This window comes from Vibrio sonorensis (assembly GCF_001854765.1).
Taxonomy (GTDB): Bacteria; Pseudomonadota; Gammaproteobacteria; order Enterobacterales; family Vibrionaceae; genus Vibrio; species Vibrio sonorensis.
In genome coordinates this window covers 1-18,398 of record NZ_LJJE01000129.1, presented here as the reverse complement: position 1 = coordinate 18,398, position 18,398 = coordinate 1, and the positions used below count along the sequence as shown (strand labels likewise).

The window sequence follows — 18,398 nt, the reverse complement described above, 5'->3', positions numbered from 1 at the left end:
CAAGTGCGGTAGGGGGAATAGTATGCGAATAGGGAAAGGGAATTTAGTGTAAGGTGTAACATCAAGTTTACAGTAGTGTTTTTTATAGTTTACGGTTGAAAATCAATTTCATCCTGATATCTTATGTTTTGTAGTCTTTTGGATATAGTTGTTATCCATTATTGTAAATAAAAGTATACAGTTGAGGCCGGCATGCAAAAAAGTGAACTAAGTAATATTAACATCAGTGACGAACAGGTTCTTATCACACCTGAACAGTTAAAAGCGAAACTACCACTGAGTGAAAAAGCACGTCGATTTATCCAAGAGTCTCGTCAAACTATCGCCAATATTATTCATAAGAAAGACCATCGATTACTTGTCGTGTGTGGACCTTGCTCCATCCATGATGTTGATGCGGCAATAGACTACGCGCGTCGACTAAAAGCACTTTCCGAAAAACTCGACGACCAGCTGTATATTGTTATGCGTGTTTACTTTGAAAAACCAAGAACGACGGTTGGCTGGAAAGGATTAATCAATGACCCACATTTAGATGGTTCATTTGATATTGAGCACGGTCTTCACGTTGGTCGTAAGTTGTTAGTGGAACTGGCTGAAATGGAAATTCCGTTGGCAACAGAAGCGCTCGATCCAATTAGCCCTCAGTATCTGTCGGATACATTTTCTTGGGCTGCGATAGGTGCCCGTACAACGGAATCACAGACACACCGCGAAATGGCGAGTGGTCTCTCTATGCCTATCGGCTTTAAAAATGGTACCGATGGTAATTTAGGTACTGCGATCAATGCTATGCAAGCGGCATCTTCCAGCCATCGCTTTATGGGGATTAACCGCGAAGGTCAGGTTGCTTTACTGACGACCCAAGGCAACCCCAATGGTCATGTTATTCTTCGTGGCGGTAAGCAAACCAACTACGATTCAGTGTCGGTGACTGAATGTGAACAAGAGATGGCCAGTGCAGGTTTGGACGCGTCTTTAATGGTTGATTGTAGTCATGCTAACTCTAGAAAAGACTACCGTCGTCAGCCTTTAGTTGCTGAAGATGTGATTCACCAAATTCGCGAGGGAAATCGCTCAATTATCGGCTTGATGATAGAGAGTCATATCAATGAAGGAAATCAATCATCCGATCTCGCCCCCAATGACATGCAATACGGAGTATCGATCACCGATGCATGTATCAATTGGGATTCAACTGAGGCACTATTGACGAGAGCCCATACTGAATTGGTTCCGTTTTTAGAAAATCGTATTCAAAATAAGTAATTTAAGGAAGAGTTGAATGGCCGCAGAGCTGAACCTATTACGCGATCAAATTGACGCTGTTGATAAGCAGATCCTTGACCTATTGGCGCAACGTTTGTCGTTGGTAGAGAAAGTAGGTGAAGTAAAAAGTGAACATGGTCTGCCTATTTATGCTCCTGACCGCGAAGCGGCTATGCTCGCCTCTCGACGTGAAGAAGCAGAGAAGATAGGTGTTCCGCCTCAACTGATTGAAGACATTTTACGCCGTACAATGCGCGAGTCGTATGCAAGTGAAAAGGACTCTGGGTTTAAGTGTTTAAATCCAGAACTGCGCTCTGTGGTGATCGTCGGTGGTCGCGGTCAATTGGGTGGTCTATTTGCGCGAATGTTTGAACTCTCCGGTTATAAGGTAAAAATTCTCGGTAGCCAAGATTGGAACAATGCCAGCGAAATCTTGAGCGATGCTGGCCTTGTGGTTGTCACGGTTCCGATCAATCGCACTTTGGGGGTGATTGAGCAACTTGGCAACTTGCCCAAAGATTGTATCTTATGCGACCTTACCTCGATTAAGTCGAAGCCGCTTCAAGCAATGATGGACGTTCATCAAGGCCCAGTAGTTGGTCTTCACCCTATGTTTGGCCCGGACGTTCCAAGTCTAGCTAAGCAGGTTATTGTCTACTGTGATGGTCGTGGGCAAGAGAGTTACCAGTGGTTGTTACAACAGTTTTCTATTTGGGGAGCGAGTTTGTGTCCGATTGATGCTCCTGAACATGATCACGGAATGACGTTGATTCAGGCGTTGCGACACTTTACTTCGTTTGCTTATGGCTTGCACTTAAGTAAAGAGAACCCAAGCCTTGATAAGTTACTGACCCTTAGTTCACCAATCTATCGATTAGAACTAGCAATGGTAGGACGACTATTTGGGCAAGATCCAAATCTTTACGGCGATATTATTCTCTCATCTCAAGAAAATATCGATATGATTAAGCGCTTCCACGAGAGTTTTGGCGAAGCGATGCAGTTACTCGACCAGCAAGATAAATCTAAGTTTGTCGATAGCTTTGAACAAGTGAGTGAGTGGTTCGGAGAGTATTCTCAGCAATTTATGTCAGAGAGTCAGCAACTGTTAAAACAAGCGAACGATTCAATTCAAAGAGGATAGGGCTATTGATTGTCCTACTAGAAGTTCACATGTAAAAAAGCAGCTTGGCTGCTTTTTTACTACCTGGCCTTTTTAATGGTGTTCACCAAGATCTGAAAGGTGTTCAATTTCTCGGTGTAAAAGGCTGTCATCACCGACGTTGAGTTCTACTAGGCGTTTTAGGTGACCGATACTTTCAATATCAATATGGTCAATGCTCAAGCGAACAGCATGTTTTTCATTACTAATTAAATTGCCAACTAAAGCGATAGTGATATCACTTTCAGGCAGGGTGAACGACACGTTTACTGCTTTGCCAAGAGTCAGCTTTTCTGCGTCATCAGCCCTCAATAGCAAGCCGTGTAAGGAAAGGTCATTGACATTGCCCACGACAGAAACCTCACCTTGAGATAATGTGGCAGGTGCTTGATAGATAATACGCGAAAAGCGACGTCGCTCAGTCATAGTAAGTCCCCGTAATTGACTTCCCTTAAGCTTAGCAAAACCCAGCCGTAGTCAATATGTTATTGTTCTCATTATCGTCACTTGCACTGTAAAAATGCGCGATAGTTTTGATATGAATAGTTCAACGGTGATAGTAAAAGTCATTTGAACTGATTTGATGAACTGGATTTTTGTTTAACTAGCCTTTGATAGAGCATGTCAGTAGGTATAAAAAAGCCGCTGATGAACAGCGGCCTTGAGTGTTACTTAGTGATTCGCTTGTATTTGATGCGATGTGGTTCAGCCGCTTGTGGACCCAAGGTCTTCTTCAACCAATCCATGTATTCGGTGTAGTTACCTTCGTAGAAGTTAACTTGACCTTCATCGCGGTAGTCGATGATATGAGTGGCAATACGGTCAAGGAACCAACGGTCGTGCGAGATCACCATGGCACAGCCTGGGAACTCAAGCAAAGCTTCTTCTAGTGCTCGTAGTGTTTCAACATCTAGGTCGTTGGTTGGTTCATCGAGTAGTAGTACGTTACCGCCAGCTTTAAGCAGTTTTGCAAGGTGAACGCGGTTTCTCTCACCACCTGAAAGTTCGCCAATGATTTTTTGCTGATCCACGCCTTTGAAGTTAAAGCGTGAACAGTATGCACGAGCTGGAAATTCGAAGTTGTTGATCTTGATGATGTCAGCACCTTCAGAAATTTCTTGGAAAACGGTCTTGCTGTCATCCATGCTGTCACGGAACTGATCAACAGAAGCTAGCTTCACGGTTTCACCCATTTCGATGCTACCGGAATCTGGTTGCTCTGTACCACTTAGCATTTTAAATAGGGTAGATTTACCCGCACCGTTGGCACCGATAATACCGACAATTGCACCTTTTGGCATACTAAACGACAAATCATCAATCAGTACTCGTCCGTCGAATGACTTGGTTAGGTTTTTAACGTCGATAACCTTGTCACCGAGGCGCTCACCTGGTGGGATAAACAGTTCGTTAGTTTCGTTGCGCTTCTGGTGATCACTGTTTTGCAGCTCTTCAAAGCGAGCCATACGAGCTTTAGATTTCGCCTGTCGACCTTTAGGGTTTTGACGAACCCACTCAAGTTCTTTCTCGATGGTTTTCTGACGAGCTTTCTCTTGAGATGCTTCTTGTTGAAGACGAGCATCTTTCTGTTCAAGCCAAGACGTGTAGTTACCCTGCCATGGAATACCTTCACCACGGTCGAGTTCTAGGATCCAACCCGCAGCGTTATCTAGGAAGTAACGGTCGTGGGTAATCGCAACAACGGTGCCAGTGTAGTCAACTAGGAAGCGCTCAAGCCAAGCTACGGATTCAGCATCCAAGTGGTTGGTCGGTTCGTCAAGTAGAAGCATATCTGGTTTTTCTAGAAGTAGACGACAGATAGCAACACGGCGACGCTCACCTCCTGAAAGGTGGGCGATTTTTTGGTCCCACTCCGGTAGACGAAGGGCATCTGCCGCACGCTCTAGTGCGTTTTCTAGGTTGTGACCATCTTTCGCTTGAATCAGTGCTTCAAGTTCGCCTTGTTCTTTTGCAAGTGCGTCGAAGTCTGCGTCAGCTTCCGCGTAAGCGGCGTATACTGCGTCTAGACGTTTTAGTGCATCGGCAACATCAGAAACGGCTTCTTCAACAATTTCGCGAACCGTTTTGCTTTCATCTAACACCGGTTCTTGAGGGAGGTAGCCGACATTAAGCCCAGGTTGTGGACGAGCTTCACCGTCGATATCGGTATCGATACCCGCCATAATGCGAAGCAGGGTCGATTTACCTGCACCATTAAGGCCAAGAACACCGATTTTTGCTCCAGGGAAGAAGCTTAATGAAATGTCTTTAAGAATTTGACGCTTAGGTGGCACAATTTTGCTCACCCGCGACATGGTATAAACGTATTCAGCCATTGCCGATCTGTTCCTAAGGTGTCTAATTTACGTAAAGAGTTATTGTATCTCAATTTCTGCTATCCACAAGTTAGGCATAGCTTGATTCATTGCTGCTATGGTTGAACAGGGATGCTTTTGCCAATGTTCTGTCACACTATTGTGAATTTATTATTATTTACATCTGGACTCTTTACAGGAGCACTGAGAATAAGCATTAATATGCACTCACGTTCGTCGAACCTCTGGACAGGGAGTTAAAAGATGAAACCATCGTTAGCACTGTCTTCGCATCGTTTTCCAAAATCACTGATGGTTGTGATCTCATGTATATGCGGAGCGACAATACCAAATTTAGCTCATTCTGCGGATATTAATCAGCAGAGAGATTTATATGAACAAGCACAAGAGTATTTAGACAAGGAACAGTTGAGCCAATACCGCGCTCTTCGCCCCAAAATTGAAGACTATCCACTGACACCTTATGTTGATTATCGCGCCTTTTTAGCGGAGATAAATGAGAAAACCCCTGAGCAAGTGAACAGGTTTATCGAAGAGAATGAAGCCTTTCCTTTTTCGTTTAGAGTTAGAGCGCCTTATTTAGAAGCGTTAGCTAAACGCTCGGACTGGAAAAGCTTTTTGAACTTTCAAACCTCAGAACCTAAAGGGGAGAAATACCGCTGTCACTACTTTAATGCTCAATATCAAACAGGGCAGATATCAAGTGCTTTAAAAGGGGCTGAATCACTTTGGTTATCCGGTACAAGTATCGATGATGCTTGTGAACCTTTGTTTGAAGTCTGGGAAAAGACGGGTGGTAAAACGGATAGTCAAGTGATCGAACGCATGCTGCTAGTTTATCAGGCGAGAAATGGCAGTCTCTTAAAGTATCTAAACAAACAGCTGAAAGGTGCTCAGGAGCGTGAGCAAGGAGAACATATTGTTTCTCTGTTCCGTGCACCAGAAAAAGTCGCAGCGTTTGCTAAAAAACAGTATGTCACGCCCACCAATCAAACGTTATCTGAGTTGGCCTTGCAAAAATTGGCACGGAAAAATGTCGAGCTAGCAAAAGAGAGCTATTCATCAGTAGTGACGGGGCAAAAGCTAAATAGTACTCGCAGTCAGGCGTTGGCAGATTACATTGCCTTTCGCTTAATCAATACAGAGTCTACCGAACTGGCGATATGGCGAGACAAAGCGATTGCGCAGTCAAGTAAGAAAACGTTGATTGAGAGGCGAGTTCGCTTAGCGATTCAACACGCAGACTGGGAAGATGTTCGCTATTGGATAGGGCAATTACCGCAGGAGGCTCAACAGAGCAACCGCTGGCAGTTTTGGTTGGGTAGAAGTGAAATCGAAACCGGTTTGGCGAGCAAAGGCAATCAGAGATTGCAAAATTTACTTGGCGAGCGCAATTTCTATAGTGTTGCTGCCGCCAAAGAAGTAGGGCAGTCAATCTATTACCCCACTTCTTCCCTGACCTTAGACCGTTCGCTTGTCACGCCCCATCAAGTGGCGTTAAATCGTATTAAAGAGTTAATCGCATTAGATAAAATAACGGCGGCAAAGAGCGAGTGGCGCTGGTTATTGAGTAGAGTTGATAGTTCAACCAAAGAGATGTTGGCGGTATACGCGGCATCTAGACGCTGGTATCACCTAACCGTGACCGCTAGTATTGAGGCTAAAATGTGGGACAACTTGGAAGTTCGTTTCCCCGTGGCCCATCGCTGGTGGTTCGATTTTTACGGTGATAAGCACGATATTGACCCAATCACTTTAATGTCACTTGCCAGACAAGAGAGCGGGATGGATGTCGAAGCGCGTTCACCTGTTGGCGCACGAGGTATCATGCAGATTATGCCGCGTACTGCCAAGTACACTGCGAAAAAGTACAAGCTGAGTTATCGGAGCAGTAATGACCTCTATGAAGTGGGGAAAAATATAGAAATTGGTAGTCAGTACCTTAAGAGTTTGTTAGAAAGGTACGATAACAACCGAATCTTTGCCTTGGCAGCGTATAATGCCGGACCTCACCGAGTAAAAACTTGGCGAGCACGCACTGAAGGTAAGCTAGATGCTTATGCCTTTATTGAAGCGATTCCGTTTAAGGAAACACGGGGTTATGTTCAAAATATCCTGATGTTTGAAACCTACTATAGAGATATATTGGGTAAAGACGGAGCATTCCTGAATAGCGTGGAGATAGGTACGCGATACTAAGAAAAAACAGGTAGTAAGACTATGTCCTCAGAACCTGAGTACAACGACTGGCAGCAAGTGCTAACGTTAATTGAACAGAGTGTAGAGCAAGAGAGTCATCAGCTATTGCTGACGATGTTACTGACACCAGATGAACGAGATGCTTTGGTGGCTCGCATTAATATTTTTAGAGAGCTATTAAAAGGCGATCTTTCTCAAAGACAAATCAGTCAACTTTTAGGTGTTGGAGTGGCCACCATTACACGTGGTTCAAACGAGCTTAAATCGAAATCTGAACAAGAAAAAGCCTATCTTGCTGAACTTCTCGAAAATCAAAAACAGGCTGATGCCCTGTTTTTTTCTCTGTTATCTCCGCAGCGTTTGCTCATCTATTTATTGGCTGGTGGTAAGTTTGCGGGAAAGTGCTCTGGGTTGGTAAATGGGATCAGCGCCAATATTAATGCTTGATGGTAGACGGAGCTTCTGGTGAGTAGGTCTTGAGTTAACAAGCCGATGGCGCCGCCTTTCTGTTTAATATTTTCAGTATCAAACTCTTTGTCCATTATGGTGCCGAGTTCGATATCTGAGGATAATTGTCGGCTGACGTTTGGCGGAAGCATTAAGCTGGCACTGCGAGACATGCTTGGTGGGTATCAGACTCAATGACCATCCACGCAAAGGTAGAACCCTTTTCGAAGCCTGCTTCTAATCCGACGTAAAAATCACCATCAGTGACGGCAATTTTTGCATTCGTAACACGATTTAATGCGCCCTGTTTGGTTTCACAATCCGTCATTGGTTGTTCTGCAACTTCACTCGCGACACTCACCCCTTCAAACACAAAGTCTGTATCACTAAAAGCTTGCTGAAAGGCGCTTTTTACCGCATTTACTTTAGCAGGATTAAGCGAAGCTACAACGACCTTCTTCACTGACATCTACAGGGTCCTCTTTTGTTTCTAACTGCACAAGCTCACTCAACCGCAACGGGAGTGAAAGATAAAACCCTTGCATTGAATCACATTTGTTATCGGCAAGCCACTGGTGCATCTCTTTGTCTTCAATGCCCTCTGCTGTGACAACCATTGACTGGGAATGGCAAAGTTCGACTAGCGGTTTTACTACCTTCTTATTATCTGTTTTTATTAGCGTCGCTAAGAAGCCTCGGTCAAACTTGATTCGCTGTACAGGGTATTCCACTAGCTGAGTTATTGAAGTGTAACCAGAGCCAAAGTCATCAATGGCTAACTTAAAGCCAAGGTTGGATAACTCGTGAAGCAAGGAGTAGCTCTGGGAGTCCGTGGCAAATGTTTCGGTTATCTCAAAGTCGATAAGGTGGGGAGGAACCTGTTTTTCCTTGGCAAGCTTGTCTATATCTTTAGCCAGTTGCAATGAATCCAACTCAGCGGAAGATAGATTGATTGATATCTGTATCGGTGTAGAGAAGGCACCTTGGATCTTGGCAAAGTCGGTAAACGCTTGATTGACGACCCAACGGTCAATCGCTCCAAACAGGCCTGTTTGCTCAGCAATAGGGATAAACTCACTCGGAGACACGTTTCCTAGCTTCTCTGAAGACCAACGCAGCAAGGCTTCCACCCCAAGTACATTCTGGCCAGTTCGGTCGTAATAAGGTTGATAACGCAAAGAGAACTCTTGATCAAAGTTACTGGCTCTTAGCGCTCTTTCTAGCTGGGCTTTACGCCTTACACTCTTGTCCAGTTCACAAGAGTAATAGGCAATTTGATTTTTACCTGCCGTTTGGCTTGGTACATAGCTGTATCGGCATGAGAAAGCAGCTTAGTTACATCGGGGCCATCTTCTGGATAGGTTGCAATACCGATACTGGCGGTAATTGGCATTGTTCCCATCGGTGTATCGTAGCCATTTTGAATCGGCTCTAGGATTTGTTTTGCCAGATCTTCGACTAAACACTGATAGTGTTCAAAGGTTATATACACGGCAAACTCGTCACCAGAAAGACGAGATGCCAAACAGTGTACTCCGTGGTGCTGCTCGTAGTACAAGCATAAACTGCGCACGTGGCTGGCAAAGCTCACGAGTAATGAATCGCCCAAGTGATGGCCATATTTGTCGTTTACGTATTTAAAATTGTCGAGATCAATGTAAAGGATCCACGCTTTTTTCTGCTCTGGAACTTCTTGTAAACTTTGCTCAACATATTGTTGGAACTGGTAGCGATTGGCTAATTGGGTAAGGTGATCCAGTTCAGCCATCGCTTTGGTTTTTTGATAACTTGCGTTGAGTTCTCGATACATATCAAAGAAGCGGCTAGACAAACGGGCGATTTCATCTTTACCCGGCAGTCTCTGAATGTTGGTCCGTTTGTTTTGCTCTACTTCTTGTAGTTGTTTATCCAATTGGGTTATCGGCTTTATTACATGGCGATAAAGCAGAAAGAGCAACAAGGCGAGGGTAATGGTCGAAGAAGCGGTATAAGAAAGAGTGAGCTGACCCTCCAGATTTTTTAGCTTGCCAGTGAGTAAATAAGGCGCGGGATCCAACGTGGCGTAAAGCCCTTTTTGAAGTTCGATAGTTTGAGTTAACCCTGAGCGAACAACTGGTTCACTGCTAAAGAAAATACTGCTGTCATTGTCGAGTTCAAGAATATGCCGCAGTTGGTTGAACTTATCTAGTGAGAGCGAAACAATCACAAAAAATTGGGGCTCTGACGAAGCTGCCGTGGGCGTCTCGAATGTTTGCTTATCCAACACGTCATACCTGACTAATATGCTTTCTCCTTGGAAGTTTTGAGTAAAGCCAATATGGCTTGTCGTGCCCGTATTTTGATAGGTCTGAAGGACATAACTTTGCACACTTTGATCGAGCTGCTCAAACGCGTCGGGTTGATTGTCGGCATAAAATTGTTGTTGATTCACCCTATCCAATAAAGCGATTGAGACTCTGTTTGCATCATCACTTTGCAAAGTCGCAATCGTCTTGTGTAAGTTATCGACTAACTGTTTTTCTCGGTAGGGATTGCTGTCTTGAGTAAAGTAGTGACGAATTAGGTCACTTTTTGTCAACGTGAGTGAGTAGCTATTAATTAAGGCCCTAGAATGGCGAAAGTGGCTGGCTAACTTTTCCATAGTTAGCTGCAAATAGCTGTTTTCTCGTTTAATAAGAGCGCTTTTTTGATTTTCGTAAATACTATAGCTTGAAAGAGCTGCACTCATCAGCACAACTGGGGCGACCAGCAACAGTACTCTAGTATTGAGCTTCATGATGTTTCAAAATGCCGTAATTTATCCAAGCCCGCAGGCTGATTAGCAATGGACGAGTCCCTGTCCAAGACCTGTTTATCTGTTTTGCAAACAGATAGGCAGCATCGAGTCCACCTATTGTTTTAAGAGCAAGTATAAGTGGGCCTAACTGACCATAACGCATGAGATGATATAATTAACAATCTGTTTTGCCACGGATTTAATGTTAGATTTGCTAATTGTCATCAAACATTTTTCAGCAAACCGTGCAAGTGGGCGCCATTTAAAACAGGACCAATAGCGAGTAGTTATTTATGGCTGTTTGCTCAGAAAGTGACTGAATAGGGTTGGTGAAGCGGGCGATGTTACAAGGTGTATTTCATTCACCTCAAAGTAAGGGTAACGTTGAGGTGAATGAAAAAGAGAACAAAGGTCGTTATTGCAGTTTTACTTGAGTCGGCTTGACGTTCTCGCTAGGGAAACAGCCCAGAACTTTTAGGTGTTTTGTCAGCTTAGTTAGCTCGATCAATGCATCTTGCATCTCTTTTGATTCCAGATGAGCTTGAAGATCTACGTAAAACATTTCTTCCCACGGATTGCCCATAATAGGGCGAGATTCAAGCTTAGTCATATTGATGCCGTAGCGCTGTAAAACTAGCAAGGTGGCGACCAGGGATCCCGCTTCTTGAGAGGTCGACATAATTAGTGTGGTCTTAGCAGGGATTTGCATCGAAACTTCAACAGGCTTACGGGCGACAATAATAAAACGCGTGTGGTTTTCCGTTTGATTGGCAATATTGCTCTTTATCGGTTGCAGGCCATAGAGCTTGCCACTTGAAGCGTTACCAATTGCAGCAACATCATCGGTGTTTAATTCGCGAACCTTTTGCATCGCGTCTGCAGTACTGGCACACGATTCCAGAGTGACACCATCTAAACGGCTTAAAAACTCGCTGCATTGTGCATGAGGCTGTGGGTGAGAGTATAGGGTTTTGATTTTCTCTAGAGAAATATCAGACGTCGCGACTAAACAATGCTCAATAGGAAGCGTTAATTCCCCAACGATGTACAGGGTAGTGTGCTGAAGAAGGTCATACACTTCATTAATCGAACCTGAGCTAGTGTTTTCAATTGGCAAAACTCCGTAATCGGCATGACCGGATTCGACGGTTTGAGTTACCTCTTTAAAATGTTCACAATTTAGTTCGACTAATTCGGTATTTTTACGACTGAAATATTCTCGGCTTGCAAGATGAGAATAGGAACCTTTAGAACCTAAGAAAGCGACTCTAGCCAACGGCTTTCTGCTCAGCTCCGGATTCGCCAAGTTTTGTAGGTAAGACTGTTGCAGTAGAACAGAGTCTTCGATAATGGTGTGGAACAGTTTTGTAATGTATTGAGCGTCCAACTGATATTTGCTTTGGCCATTGTCAATCAATTTGACCAATAACTGCTGTTCTCGCTGCGCATCACGCACTGGCTTTGAAGTCTGTACTTTGCTTTTGGCAACTTCAATACTCATCTGTCGACGCTCGGACAGTAGCTTAAGTAGTTCGTCGTCAAGTTGATTCAACCTAAGGCGAATCTCGTCTAGTGAGTATTTTTGTTCAGTCATTTTTAATCTTCCTATCAATCAAAAAAGCCTCCCGACTGGGAGGCTTTCTGTTCGTTTTTGACTTATCTTTCGCAAACGAGCGAGCCTCCCGGTTCAGTCGAGAAAAAAGAAGTCAAAAAAGAACAAAGAATAAATATGCATAAAAAACGGTCTTGCTGTGAATATGTAACCACAATAAGCAAGCTAAGCTGGGGCGTCAAGCAAAAAAATAGCGCCTTTCGGCGCTACTTTCGAAAAAGCAAATTAATCGAGCTCTTCCTCTAGTTCTGGTTTATCTGCACGACGTGCTTCTGGTTTGTGGCGAAGTTTGTTTAGCTGACGTTCTAACTTTTGTTCTACCTCATTAACGGCAGCGTATAAATCTTGGTGAGTGGCTGAAGCAACGAGTTTGCCTTTAGGTATTGTAATGCACGCTTCAAATTTCATCTGTTTGTTCGGCTCTTCGTTAAAGCTTGTCTGACAGCCGATAATGTCTACTTGCCACTTTTCTAACTTTTTAAACTTACTCTCTATGTGAGTGCGGATTGCAGAGGTGATTTCGATGTTTTTGCCAGTGATGTTTATTTTCATAAGTATTTTTCCTCTGTTTCATCCCTCATGGGTTAACTCCAGATTACTTATCCGTATCAAAAAAAATGTGATTAAGATCAGTATTCTTTAAGGGTTTTTTCCATCGCCAACTAAACGTGATCTGACTCAAGAAGTCCCTAGATTAAGGTCCGAAAAAGCTTGAAGAGAAAAAAAATCTCATTAGATTAGTAAGAAGTAACGTACTAAAAATCATCCGCTTTTTAGGGATTTTATTCGACCTAAACAAAAGTTTTGATGAATAAATATCCAACGGTGTTTTGTGAGCAGTAGCACGCCCCGACGCACTCATTCAAAATCTCTTCTGGCCCCCCATAAAAAAACCACCTCCGAAGAAGTGGTTTTTACGCAACTAATCAGCTTATTGTGGATTAAGTCTAATTAGTTGTTTGGTTCTTTCAACTGCATCTTGTAATCCTAACTGTTGGTATGCCTCAAGTTGGATTTTCAAAGAAGCTCGTGCCGCTTCTGTATCAGGATACGCTTTTTGAAGTTCTTGTGTACGGTTGATCGCGGCAATCCATGCTTCTCTACGCAGGTAGAAATCAGCCGTTGCTAGATCATAATTTGCCAAACGATTCTTTAAAGCCACCATGCGTTTTTGTGCATCTTCGGCGTAAGGGCTGTTTGGATAGCGTTCTAATAGCTTTTTAAAGTCGGCAAAAGCGGCTTTAACAGGCTCAGGATCTCGATCACTGCGGTCTAGATTAAACAGATCGTGCATAAAGTTACGATCTTGGGCCATGTGGGTTAGCCCTTTCATGTATAGCACCCAATCTAATTTGTCATGAGTTGGGTTTAACCGATTAAAGCGCTCAATGGTCGCTAGGCCTAGAGCTAGGTCATCATTTTTGTAGTAGGCATAAATCAGATCAAGCTGAACTTGCTCGGAATATGCACCAAAAGGATAACGAGAATCTAAGGCTTCTAGTTGCTCAATAGCTGTTGTCCAACTACCACTTTGAAGCGCGTATTGTGCATCTGAATACAGCTCAGATGGTGGCACATCAGGGACAATTTCATCGCTGCTGGAACATCCTGCCAACAGAGATAAGGCCAAAATGCCCGTTAAAGTATGCTTGTACATGTCAGGAGTCGATTCCTTGATATTAATTTCTAATCTCCGTTACTTTCGAACGAGTAACAGATACAATGACGCAATAGTCTATTTTTCCACAGTAGTGAGTATTAGTCTCACAGTTTTTAAAAAAGTTCGATATGGCTCAGCAGATTGAATTAACAAATACCGTAAAAGACAGCCAACTTGGTCAAAGATTGGACCAAGCTATCGCTGAATTGTTCGCAGATTTTTCGCGCTCACGTCTCAAAGAGTGGCTGCTAAACGGCAAAGTCCAAGTCGATGGCGTCGTTGTAACTAAGCCTCGTACCAGAGTTATGGGCGGTGAAGAGATCGTTTTACAAGCGGAGCTAGAAGATGAGGAGCGTTGGGAAGCGCAAGACATTCCTCTTGATATCGTCTATGAAGACGATGATATTTTAGTTGTCAATAAACCACGAGATTTTGTCGTACACCCAGGCGCTGGTACTCCAGATGGTACAGTATTGAATGCGTTGTTGCATCACTACCCCGATATCGCCGAGGTACCTCGTGCAGGTATCGTTCACCGTCTGGATAAAGATACGACTGGCCTAATGGTCGTTGCTAAGACGGTGCCAGCTCAAACTCGATTGGTGCGAGCACTTCAAAAGCGCAACATTACCCGTGAGTATGAGGCCATTGCAATTGGCCGAATGACGGCTGGTGGTAAGGTGGAGCAACCCATTGGTCGACACTCCACAAAACGCACCTTGATGGCCGTAGCCCCTATGGGTAAGCCCGCTGTTACGCATTACCGCGTTGCAGAACACTTTCGCGAGCACACTAGGATCCGCCTTCGTCTAGAAACAGGTCGAACACACCAAATTCGTGTACATATGTCTTACTTACAGCATCCTTTGCTAGGTGATACAGCGTACGGAGGTCGAGCCCGTATCCCAACTGGAGCGTCGGAAGAGTTGACCGAGATGATTCGACACTTTGATAGACAAGCACTTCACGCAGTAATGCTAAGGTTTGAACATCCGGTGACTGGGGAAGAACTTGAGTTTCACGCGCCAGTGCCGGACGATATGGTTGCTATCACCGAAGCCTTGCGAAAAGACACGCAAGAGCATGGATTAGAAGACGAGTTCTGATCGTGGAAGTAATCGTCCCCAACTGGCCAGCGCCTAATCGTGTTAAAGCCTTTGCCTCAACAAGAGTTGAGGGATTCTCTACGGGTGTATATGCAGGATTAAATCTTGGTAAGCACGTTGGGGATGATGAACAGACTGTACAGCAAAATCGAGAGTGGCTCTGCCAAAAAAGCGGGATGCCAAGCCAACCCGTTTGGCTCAACCAAACCCATTCAACCCATGTTGCTTCGGTGAGGAAATCTACCGCTTTGGTATTGGATGCGGATGGCGCATTCACGGAAACTCAAGGTGTGGTTTGCAGTGCAATGACTGCGGATTGTTTACCTGTTCTCTTGTGTAATACTAGCGGAACTCAAGTGGCTGCCGTGCATGCCGGCTGGCGAGGTCTAGCAGACGGTATACTAGAAAATGCTGTGAACAAGTTTGATGGTGAAGTAATGGCTTGGCTTGGTCCTGCGATCACTCAGAAGGCTTTTGAAGTGGGTCAAGATGTATACGACGCTTTTGTTACCCGGCAACCAGAAGCAAAACAGGCATTTGTTGCAGGTGCTCAAGTTGATAAGTTTCAAGCTGATATGTTTGCACTTGCGACGCTAAGATTAAATGCGGCAGGTGTGTCAAAAGTCTATTCCAGCGATCTTTGCACCTATAACGATGAGCAACGTTTTTATTCATATCGCCGCGATGGTGTAACGGGAAGGCAAGCAACCTTCATTTGGATCGAAGACTACGCCTCATAATCATCACACTCCCCTTGAAAATTTGTTCGAGCGTATCCATCTTTCTTATTAAATCAGTTAGGTTAGGAAGATCGATATGCGCCTTGATAGATTTACAAGCAAATTTCAAATCGCTATCTCAGATGCTCAATCTCTCGCGTTAGGGCGAGACCATCAATATATAGAACCCGTTCATCTTATGGTTGCGCTGCTCGACCAAAATGGCAGTCCGATCAGACCTCTTTTAACCCTGCTAGAAGTCGATGTTATTCATCTGCGTTCAAAGTTGAGTGAAATTCTAGAGCGATTACCAAAGGTATCCGGCATCGGAGGTGATGTTCAGCTTTCAGGTGCAATGGGGACTTTGTTCAACCTGTGTGACAAAGTCGCGCAAAAAAGACAAGACAGCTATATCTCTTCAGAAGTCTTTTTGCTAGCAGCTTTGGAAGACAAGGGGGCACTTGGCAGTTTGCTAAAAGAGTTGGGGTTGAGTGAAAGTAAAGTAAGTGCAGCCATAGAAAAGATAAGAGGTGGGCAAAAGGTCAATGACCAAAATGCAGAAGACCTTCGCCAAGCACTAGAAAAGTTCACCATCGATCTCACCGAACGCGCCGAGCAAGGCAAGCTAGACCCAGTAATTGGTCGCGATGATGAAATCAGAAGGACGATTCAAGTTCTACAGCGACGCACCAAAAACAACCCTGTCATCATTGGTGAGCCCGGTGTGGGTAAAACAGCAATCGTAGAAGGACTCGCTCAGCGCATTATCAATAACGAAGTACCAGAAGGGTTGCGAAACCGCCGTGTACTTTCATTAGATATGGGCGCATTGGTTGCAGGAGCCAAGTATCGCGGTGAGTTTGAAGAGCGTTTGAAGTCGGTACTCAATGAGCTGTCTAAAGAAGAGGGAAATATCATTCTCTTTATCGATGAGCTACATACCATGGTTGGTGCCGGTAAAGGTGAAGGTTCTATGGATGCAGGGAACATGCTCAAGCCCGCTCTTGCTAGAGGTGAGTTGCATTGTGTTGGCGCTACCACACTCGATGAATATCGACAATATATAGAGAAGGACCCAGCCTTAGAACGACGGTTCCAAAAAGTACTGGTGGATGAGCCGAGTGTGGAAGATACGGTTGCGATTCTACGCGGTCTTAAAGAGCGCTACGAACTTCACCATCACGTAGAAATTACTGACCCAGCGATAGTAGCAGCGGCGAGTTTATCTCATCGTTATGTTTCTGATCGTCAACTACCAGATAAGGCGATTGACCTAATCGATGAAGCAGCATCAAGTATCCGCATGCAAATCGATTCAAAACCAGAATCACTGGATAAGTTAGAACGAAAAATTATTCAGCTAAAGATAGAGCAGCAAGCACTGACTAATGAACATGATGATGCGAGTGAAAAACGTCTAGAGGCACTCAATGAAGAGCTCTCTGTACGAGAGCGTCAATACGCAGAGCTTGAAGAAGTATGGAATGCCGAGAAAGCGGCACTTTCCGGAACTCAGCATATCAAAGCTGAATTAGAGCAAGCCCGCATGGACATGGATTTTGCAAGAAGAGCTGGCGACTTAAACCGAATGTCAGAGTTGCAGTATGGCCGAATACCAGAGTTAGAAAAACAGCTGGATCTCGCTACACAGGCTGAAATGCAAGAGATGACGCTTCTTAAAAACAAAGTCAGTGACAACGAGATTGCAGAAGTACTTTCGAAGCAAACGGGTATACCCGTGTCAAAAATGCTAGAAGCAGAAAAAGAGAAATTGCTGCGTATGGAAGAGGTACTTCACGGTCGAGTGATCGGACAAACAGAAGCAGTTGAAGTGGTATCTAACGCAATCAGGCGTAGTCGAGCAGGGCTTTCAGATCCAAATAAGCCGATTGGCTCTTTTCTATTCTTAGGGCCAACTGGTGTAGGTAAAACGGAACTCTGTAAAGCGTTAGCAAACTTTATGTTTGATAGCGATGACGCGATGGTGCGAATTGATATGTCCGAGTTTATGGAAAAACACTCGGTAGCGAGACTGGTTGGTGCGCCTCCTGGTTACGTAGGATATGAAGAAGGTGGTTATTTAACCGAAGCGGTAAGAAGAAAACCCTATTCAGTGATCTTGCTAGATGAAGTCGAAAAGGCGCATCCGGACGTGTTTAATATTCTTCTACAAGTACTCGATGATGGAAGGCTCACCGATGGACAAGGAAGAACAGTCGATTTTAGAAATACGGTTGTGATTATGACCTCGAATTTAGGTTCTTCAAGGATACAAGAGAACTTTGCGGCGTTGGATTATCAGGGGATTAAGCAGCAGGTGATGGATGTTGTGAGTAAACACTTCCGTCCAGAGTTCTTAAATAGAGTGGATGAAAGTGTGGTATTCCATCCTCTTGGCCAAGAGCACATCAAGTCTATTGCTTCTATCCAATTAGCCCAACTATCAAAACGAGTAGAAGAAAGAGGTTTTGAACTGGAAGTATCAGATAAAGCACTAAGTCTGATTGCACAAGTTGGCTTTGATCCAGTATTTGGTGCACGTCCACTTAAAAGGGCGATACAGCAAAGCGTGGAAAATCCACTTGCGAAAGCGATACTTTCAGGGAAAGTGGTACCTGAGAGAAAAGTTCAACTAGTGGTGAGTAAAGAACAAATCATTATTCATCAGCCCAAATAGAACAACAAACAATCACTAATAGCCATAATTGAATAAAAACTGCTCGAACGAATCGTTTTGAGCAGTTTTTTTGATTTTAACTGTTGTCTTATTGCGGCAACTCCATATAATGCGCCTCCGTTGTCAGGGAATAATACCCAAGCAATGAAACGGCTTTTTAAGTACTTGCTAACGCAAAGAGAATTAAAGCAAAAAAGTGTTTGACACTTTAAGCTAACTCGCTAAAATGGCCGTCCGCTTTGAGATGAAAGATTCGCAAAGCAAAGCTCTTTAACAATGTAAACCTATCAATCTGTGTGGGCACTCGTTGATGATAATCCAATTAGAAGCAATAGCTTCAAATTAGGTTTCAATGAAACGAAGTGACCAACGAGTCGTAAGACTCAGCACAGTCAATTCAAACATTACTTTCACTATTTATTAGTGAAAGGAATG

General features: G+C 44.0%; 11 protein-coding genes, 3 pseudogenes and 1 other annotated feature. Of the genes and pseudogenes, 7 read left to right on the top strand and 7 right to left on the bottom strand.

Annotated features, from left to right (window positions below):
• The first annotated feature begins 192 nt into the window (after positions 1-192).
• Both BLO31_RS22480 and tyrA read left to right on the top strand, forming a co-directional pair.
• Positions 193-1,269 (top strand): 3-deoxy-7-phosphoheptulonate synthase, encoded by a 1,077-nt coding sequence (locus BLO31_RS22480; RefSeq protein ID WP_070972254.1) that lies wholly within the window; start codon positions 193-195, stop codon positions 1,267-1,269.
• Between the two features lie 16 nt (positions 1,270-1,285).
• Positions 1,286-2,413: a bifunctional chorismate mutase/prephenate dehydrogenase gene (gene tyrA / locus BLO31_RS22475; RefSeq protein WP_070972251.1), complete on the top strand. Its 1,128-nt coding sequence runs from the start codon at positions 1,286-1,288 to the stop codon at positions 2,411-2,413.
• 72 nt (positions 2,414-2,485) lie between these two features.
• Here tyrA and BLO31_RS22470 read toward each other — a convergent pair whose 3' ends face one another.
• Together BLO31_RS22470 and ettA are read right to left on the bottom strand one after the other, a co-directional pair.
• Complete coding sequence (locus BLO31_RS22470) at positions 2,486-2,857, bottom strand: PilZ domain-containing protein (protein ID WP_070972248.1); 372 nt, start codon at positions 2,855-2,857, stop codon at positions 2,486-2,488.
• Between the two features lie 242 nt (positions 2,858-3,099).
• Positions 3,100-4,767 (bottom strand): energy-dependent translational throttle protein EttA, encoded by a 1,668-nt coding sequence (ettA, locus tag BLO31_RS22465; protein ID WP_070972245.1) that lies wholly within the window; start codon positions 4,765-4,767, stop codon positions 3,100-3,102.
• 243 nt (positions 4,768-5,010) lie between these two features.
• Between ettA and sltY the strand changes: the two genes are divergently transcribed.
• Together sltY and trpR are read left to right on the top strand one after the other, a co-directional pair.
• Positions 5,011-6,966 carry a murein transglycosylase gene (gene sltY / locus BLO31_RS22460; protein WP_070972242.1) on the top strand — a complete coding sequence of 652 codons (1,956 nt, stop codon included), beginning with the start codon at positions 5,011-5,013 and terminating at the stop codon, positions 6,964-6,966.
• A 21-nt stretch (positions 6,967-6,987) separates the two neighbouring features.
• Positions 6,988-7,287, top strand: a pseudogene (trpR, locus tag BLO31_RS22455) (trp operon repressor); the annotation flags it as partial.
• Positions 7,288-7,334: 47 nt separating this feature from the next.
• Here the strand turns inward: trpR and yjjX are convergent.
• The 5 genes and pseudogenes from yjjX to bamD form a co-directional block, all read right to left on the bottom strand.
• Positions 7,335-7,882, bottom strand: a pseudogene (yjjX, locus tag BLO31_RS22450) (inosine/xanthosine triphosphatase).
• Positions 7,848-10,189 (bottom strand): annotated as a pseudogene (locus BLO31_RS22445) (EAL domain-containing protein). The pseudogenes yjjX and BLO31_RS22445 overlap by 35 nt, the downstream one beginning before the upstream one ends.
• A gap of 415 nt (positions 10,190-10,604) precedes the next feature.
• Positions 10,605-11,783, bottom strand: a complete 1,179-nt coding sequence (pheA, locus tag BLO31_RS22440) for a prephenate dehydratase (protein ID WP_070972239.1) — start codon at positions 11,781-11,783, stop codon at positions 10,605-10,607.
• Positions 11,784-11,800: 17 nt separating this feature from the next.
• Positions 11,801-11,922 (bottom strand) — a sequence feature (Phe leader region).
• Between the two features lie 104 nt (positions 11,923-12,026).
• Positions 12,027-12,353, bottom strand: coding sequence for a ribosome hibernation-promoting factor, HPF/YfiA family (gene hpf, locus BLO31_RS22435; RefSeq protein ID WP_070972237.1), 327 nt, complete (start codon positions 12,351-12,353; stop codon positions 12,027-12,029).
• Positions 12,354-12,732: 379 nt separating this feature from the next.
• A complete protein-coding gene (gene bamD / locus BLO31_RS22430; protein WP_070972233.1) occupies positions 12,733-13,458 on the bottom strand; it encodes an outer membrane protein assembly factor BamD in 726 nt (241 codons plus the stop codon).
• A gap of 131 nt (positions 13,459-13,589) precedes the next feature.
• Between bamD and rluD the strand changes: the two genes are divergently transcribed.
• From rluD to clpB, 3 genes are all read left to right on the top strand, one after another.
• Entirely contained in the window at positions 13,590-14,567 is a 978-nt protein-coding gene (gene rluD / locus BLO31_RS22425) for a 23S rRNA pseudouridine(1911/1915/1917) synthase RluD (RefSeq protein ID WP_070972230.1), read from the top strand.
• 2 nt (positions 14,568-14,569) lie between these two features.
• Complete coding sequence (pgeF, locus tag BLO31_RS22420; protein WP_070972227.1) at positions 14,570-15,307, top strand: peptidoglycan editing factor PgeF; 738 nt, start codon at positions 14,570-14,572, stop codon at positions 15,305-15,307.
• Positions 15,308-15,383: 76 nt separating this feature from the next.
• On the top strand, positions 15,384-17,963 hold the full coding sequence (gene clpB, locus BLO31_RS22415) for an ATP-dependent chaperone ClpB (RefSeq protein WP_070972224.1): 2,580 nt from the start codon (positions 15,384-15,386) through the stop codon (positions 17,961-17,963).
• Positions 17,964-18,398: the final 435 nt, after the last annotated feature.

What these genes read in the sequence shown, in the direction of transcription:
- BLO31_RS22480 (WP_070972254.1), top strand. Translation starts at nt 193, where the DNA reads ATGCAAAAAAGTGAACTAAGTAATATTAACATCAGTGACGAACAGGTT.
- tyrA (WP_070972251.1), top strand. Translation starts at nt 1,286, where the DNA reads ATGGCCGCAGAGCTGAACCTATTACGCGATCAAATTGACGCTGTTGAT.
- BLO31_RS22470 (WP_070972248.1), bottom strand. Translation starts at nt 2,857, where the DNA reads ATGACTGAGCGACGTCGCTTTTCGCGTATTATCTATCAAGCACCTGCC.
- ettA (WP_070972245.1), bottom strand. Translation starts at nt 4,767, where the DNA reads ATGGCTGAATACGTTTATACCATGTCGCGGGTGAGCAAAATTGTGCCA.
- sltY (WP_070972242.1), top strand. Translation starts at nt 5,011, where the DNA reads ATGAAACCATCGTTAGCACTGTCTTCGCATCGTTTTCCAAAATCACTG.
- pheA (WP_070972239.1), bottom strand. Translation starts at nt 11,783, where the DNA reads ATGACTGAACAAAAATACTCACTAGACGAGATTCGCCTTAGGTTGAAT.
- hpf (WP_070972237.1), bottom strand. Translation starts at nt 12,353, where the DNA reads ATGAAAATAAACATCACTGGCAAAAACATCGAAATCACCTCTGCAATC.
- bamD (WP_070972233.1), bottom strand. Translation starts at nt 13,458, where the DNA reads ATGTACAAGCATACTTTAACGGGCATTTTGGCCTTATCTCTGTTGGCA.
- rluD (WP_070972230.1), top strand. Translation starts at nt 13,590, where the DNA reads ATGGCTCAGCAGATTGAATTAACAAATACCGTAAAAGACAGCCAACTT.
- clpB (WP_070972224.1), top strand. Translation starts at nt 15,384, where the DNA reads ATGCGCCTTGATAGATTTACAAGCAAATTTCAAATCGCTATCTCAGAT.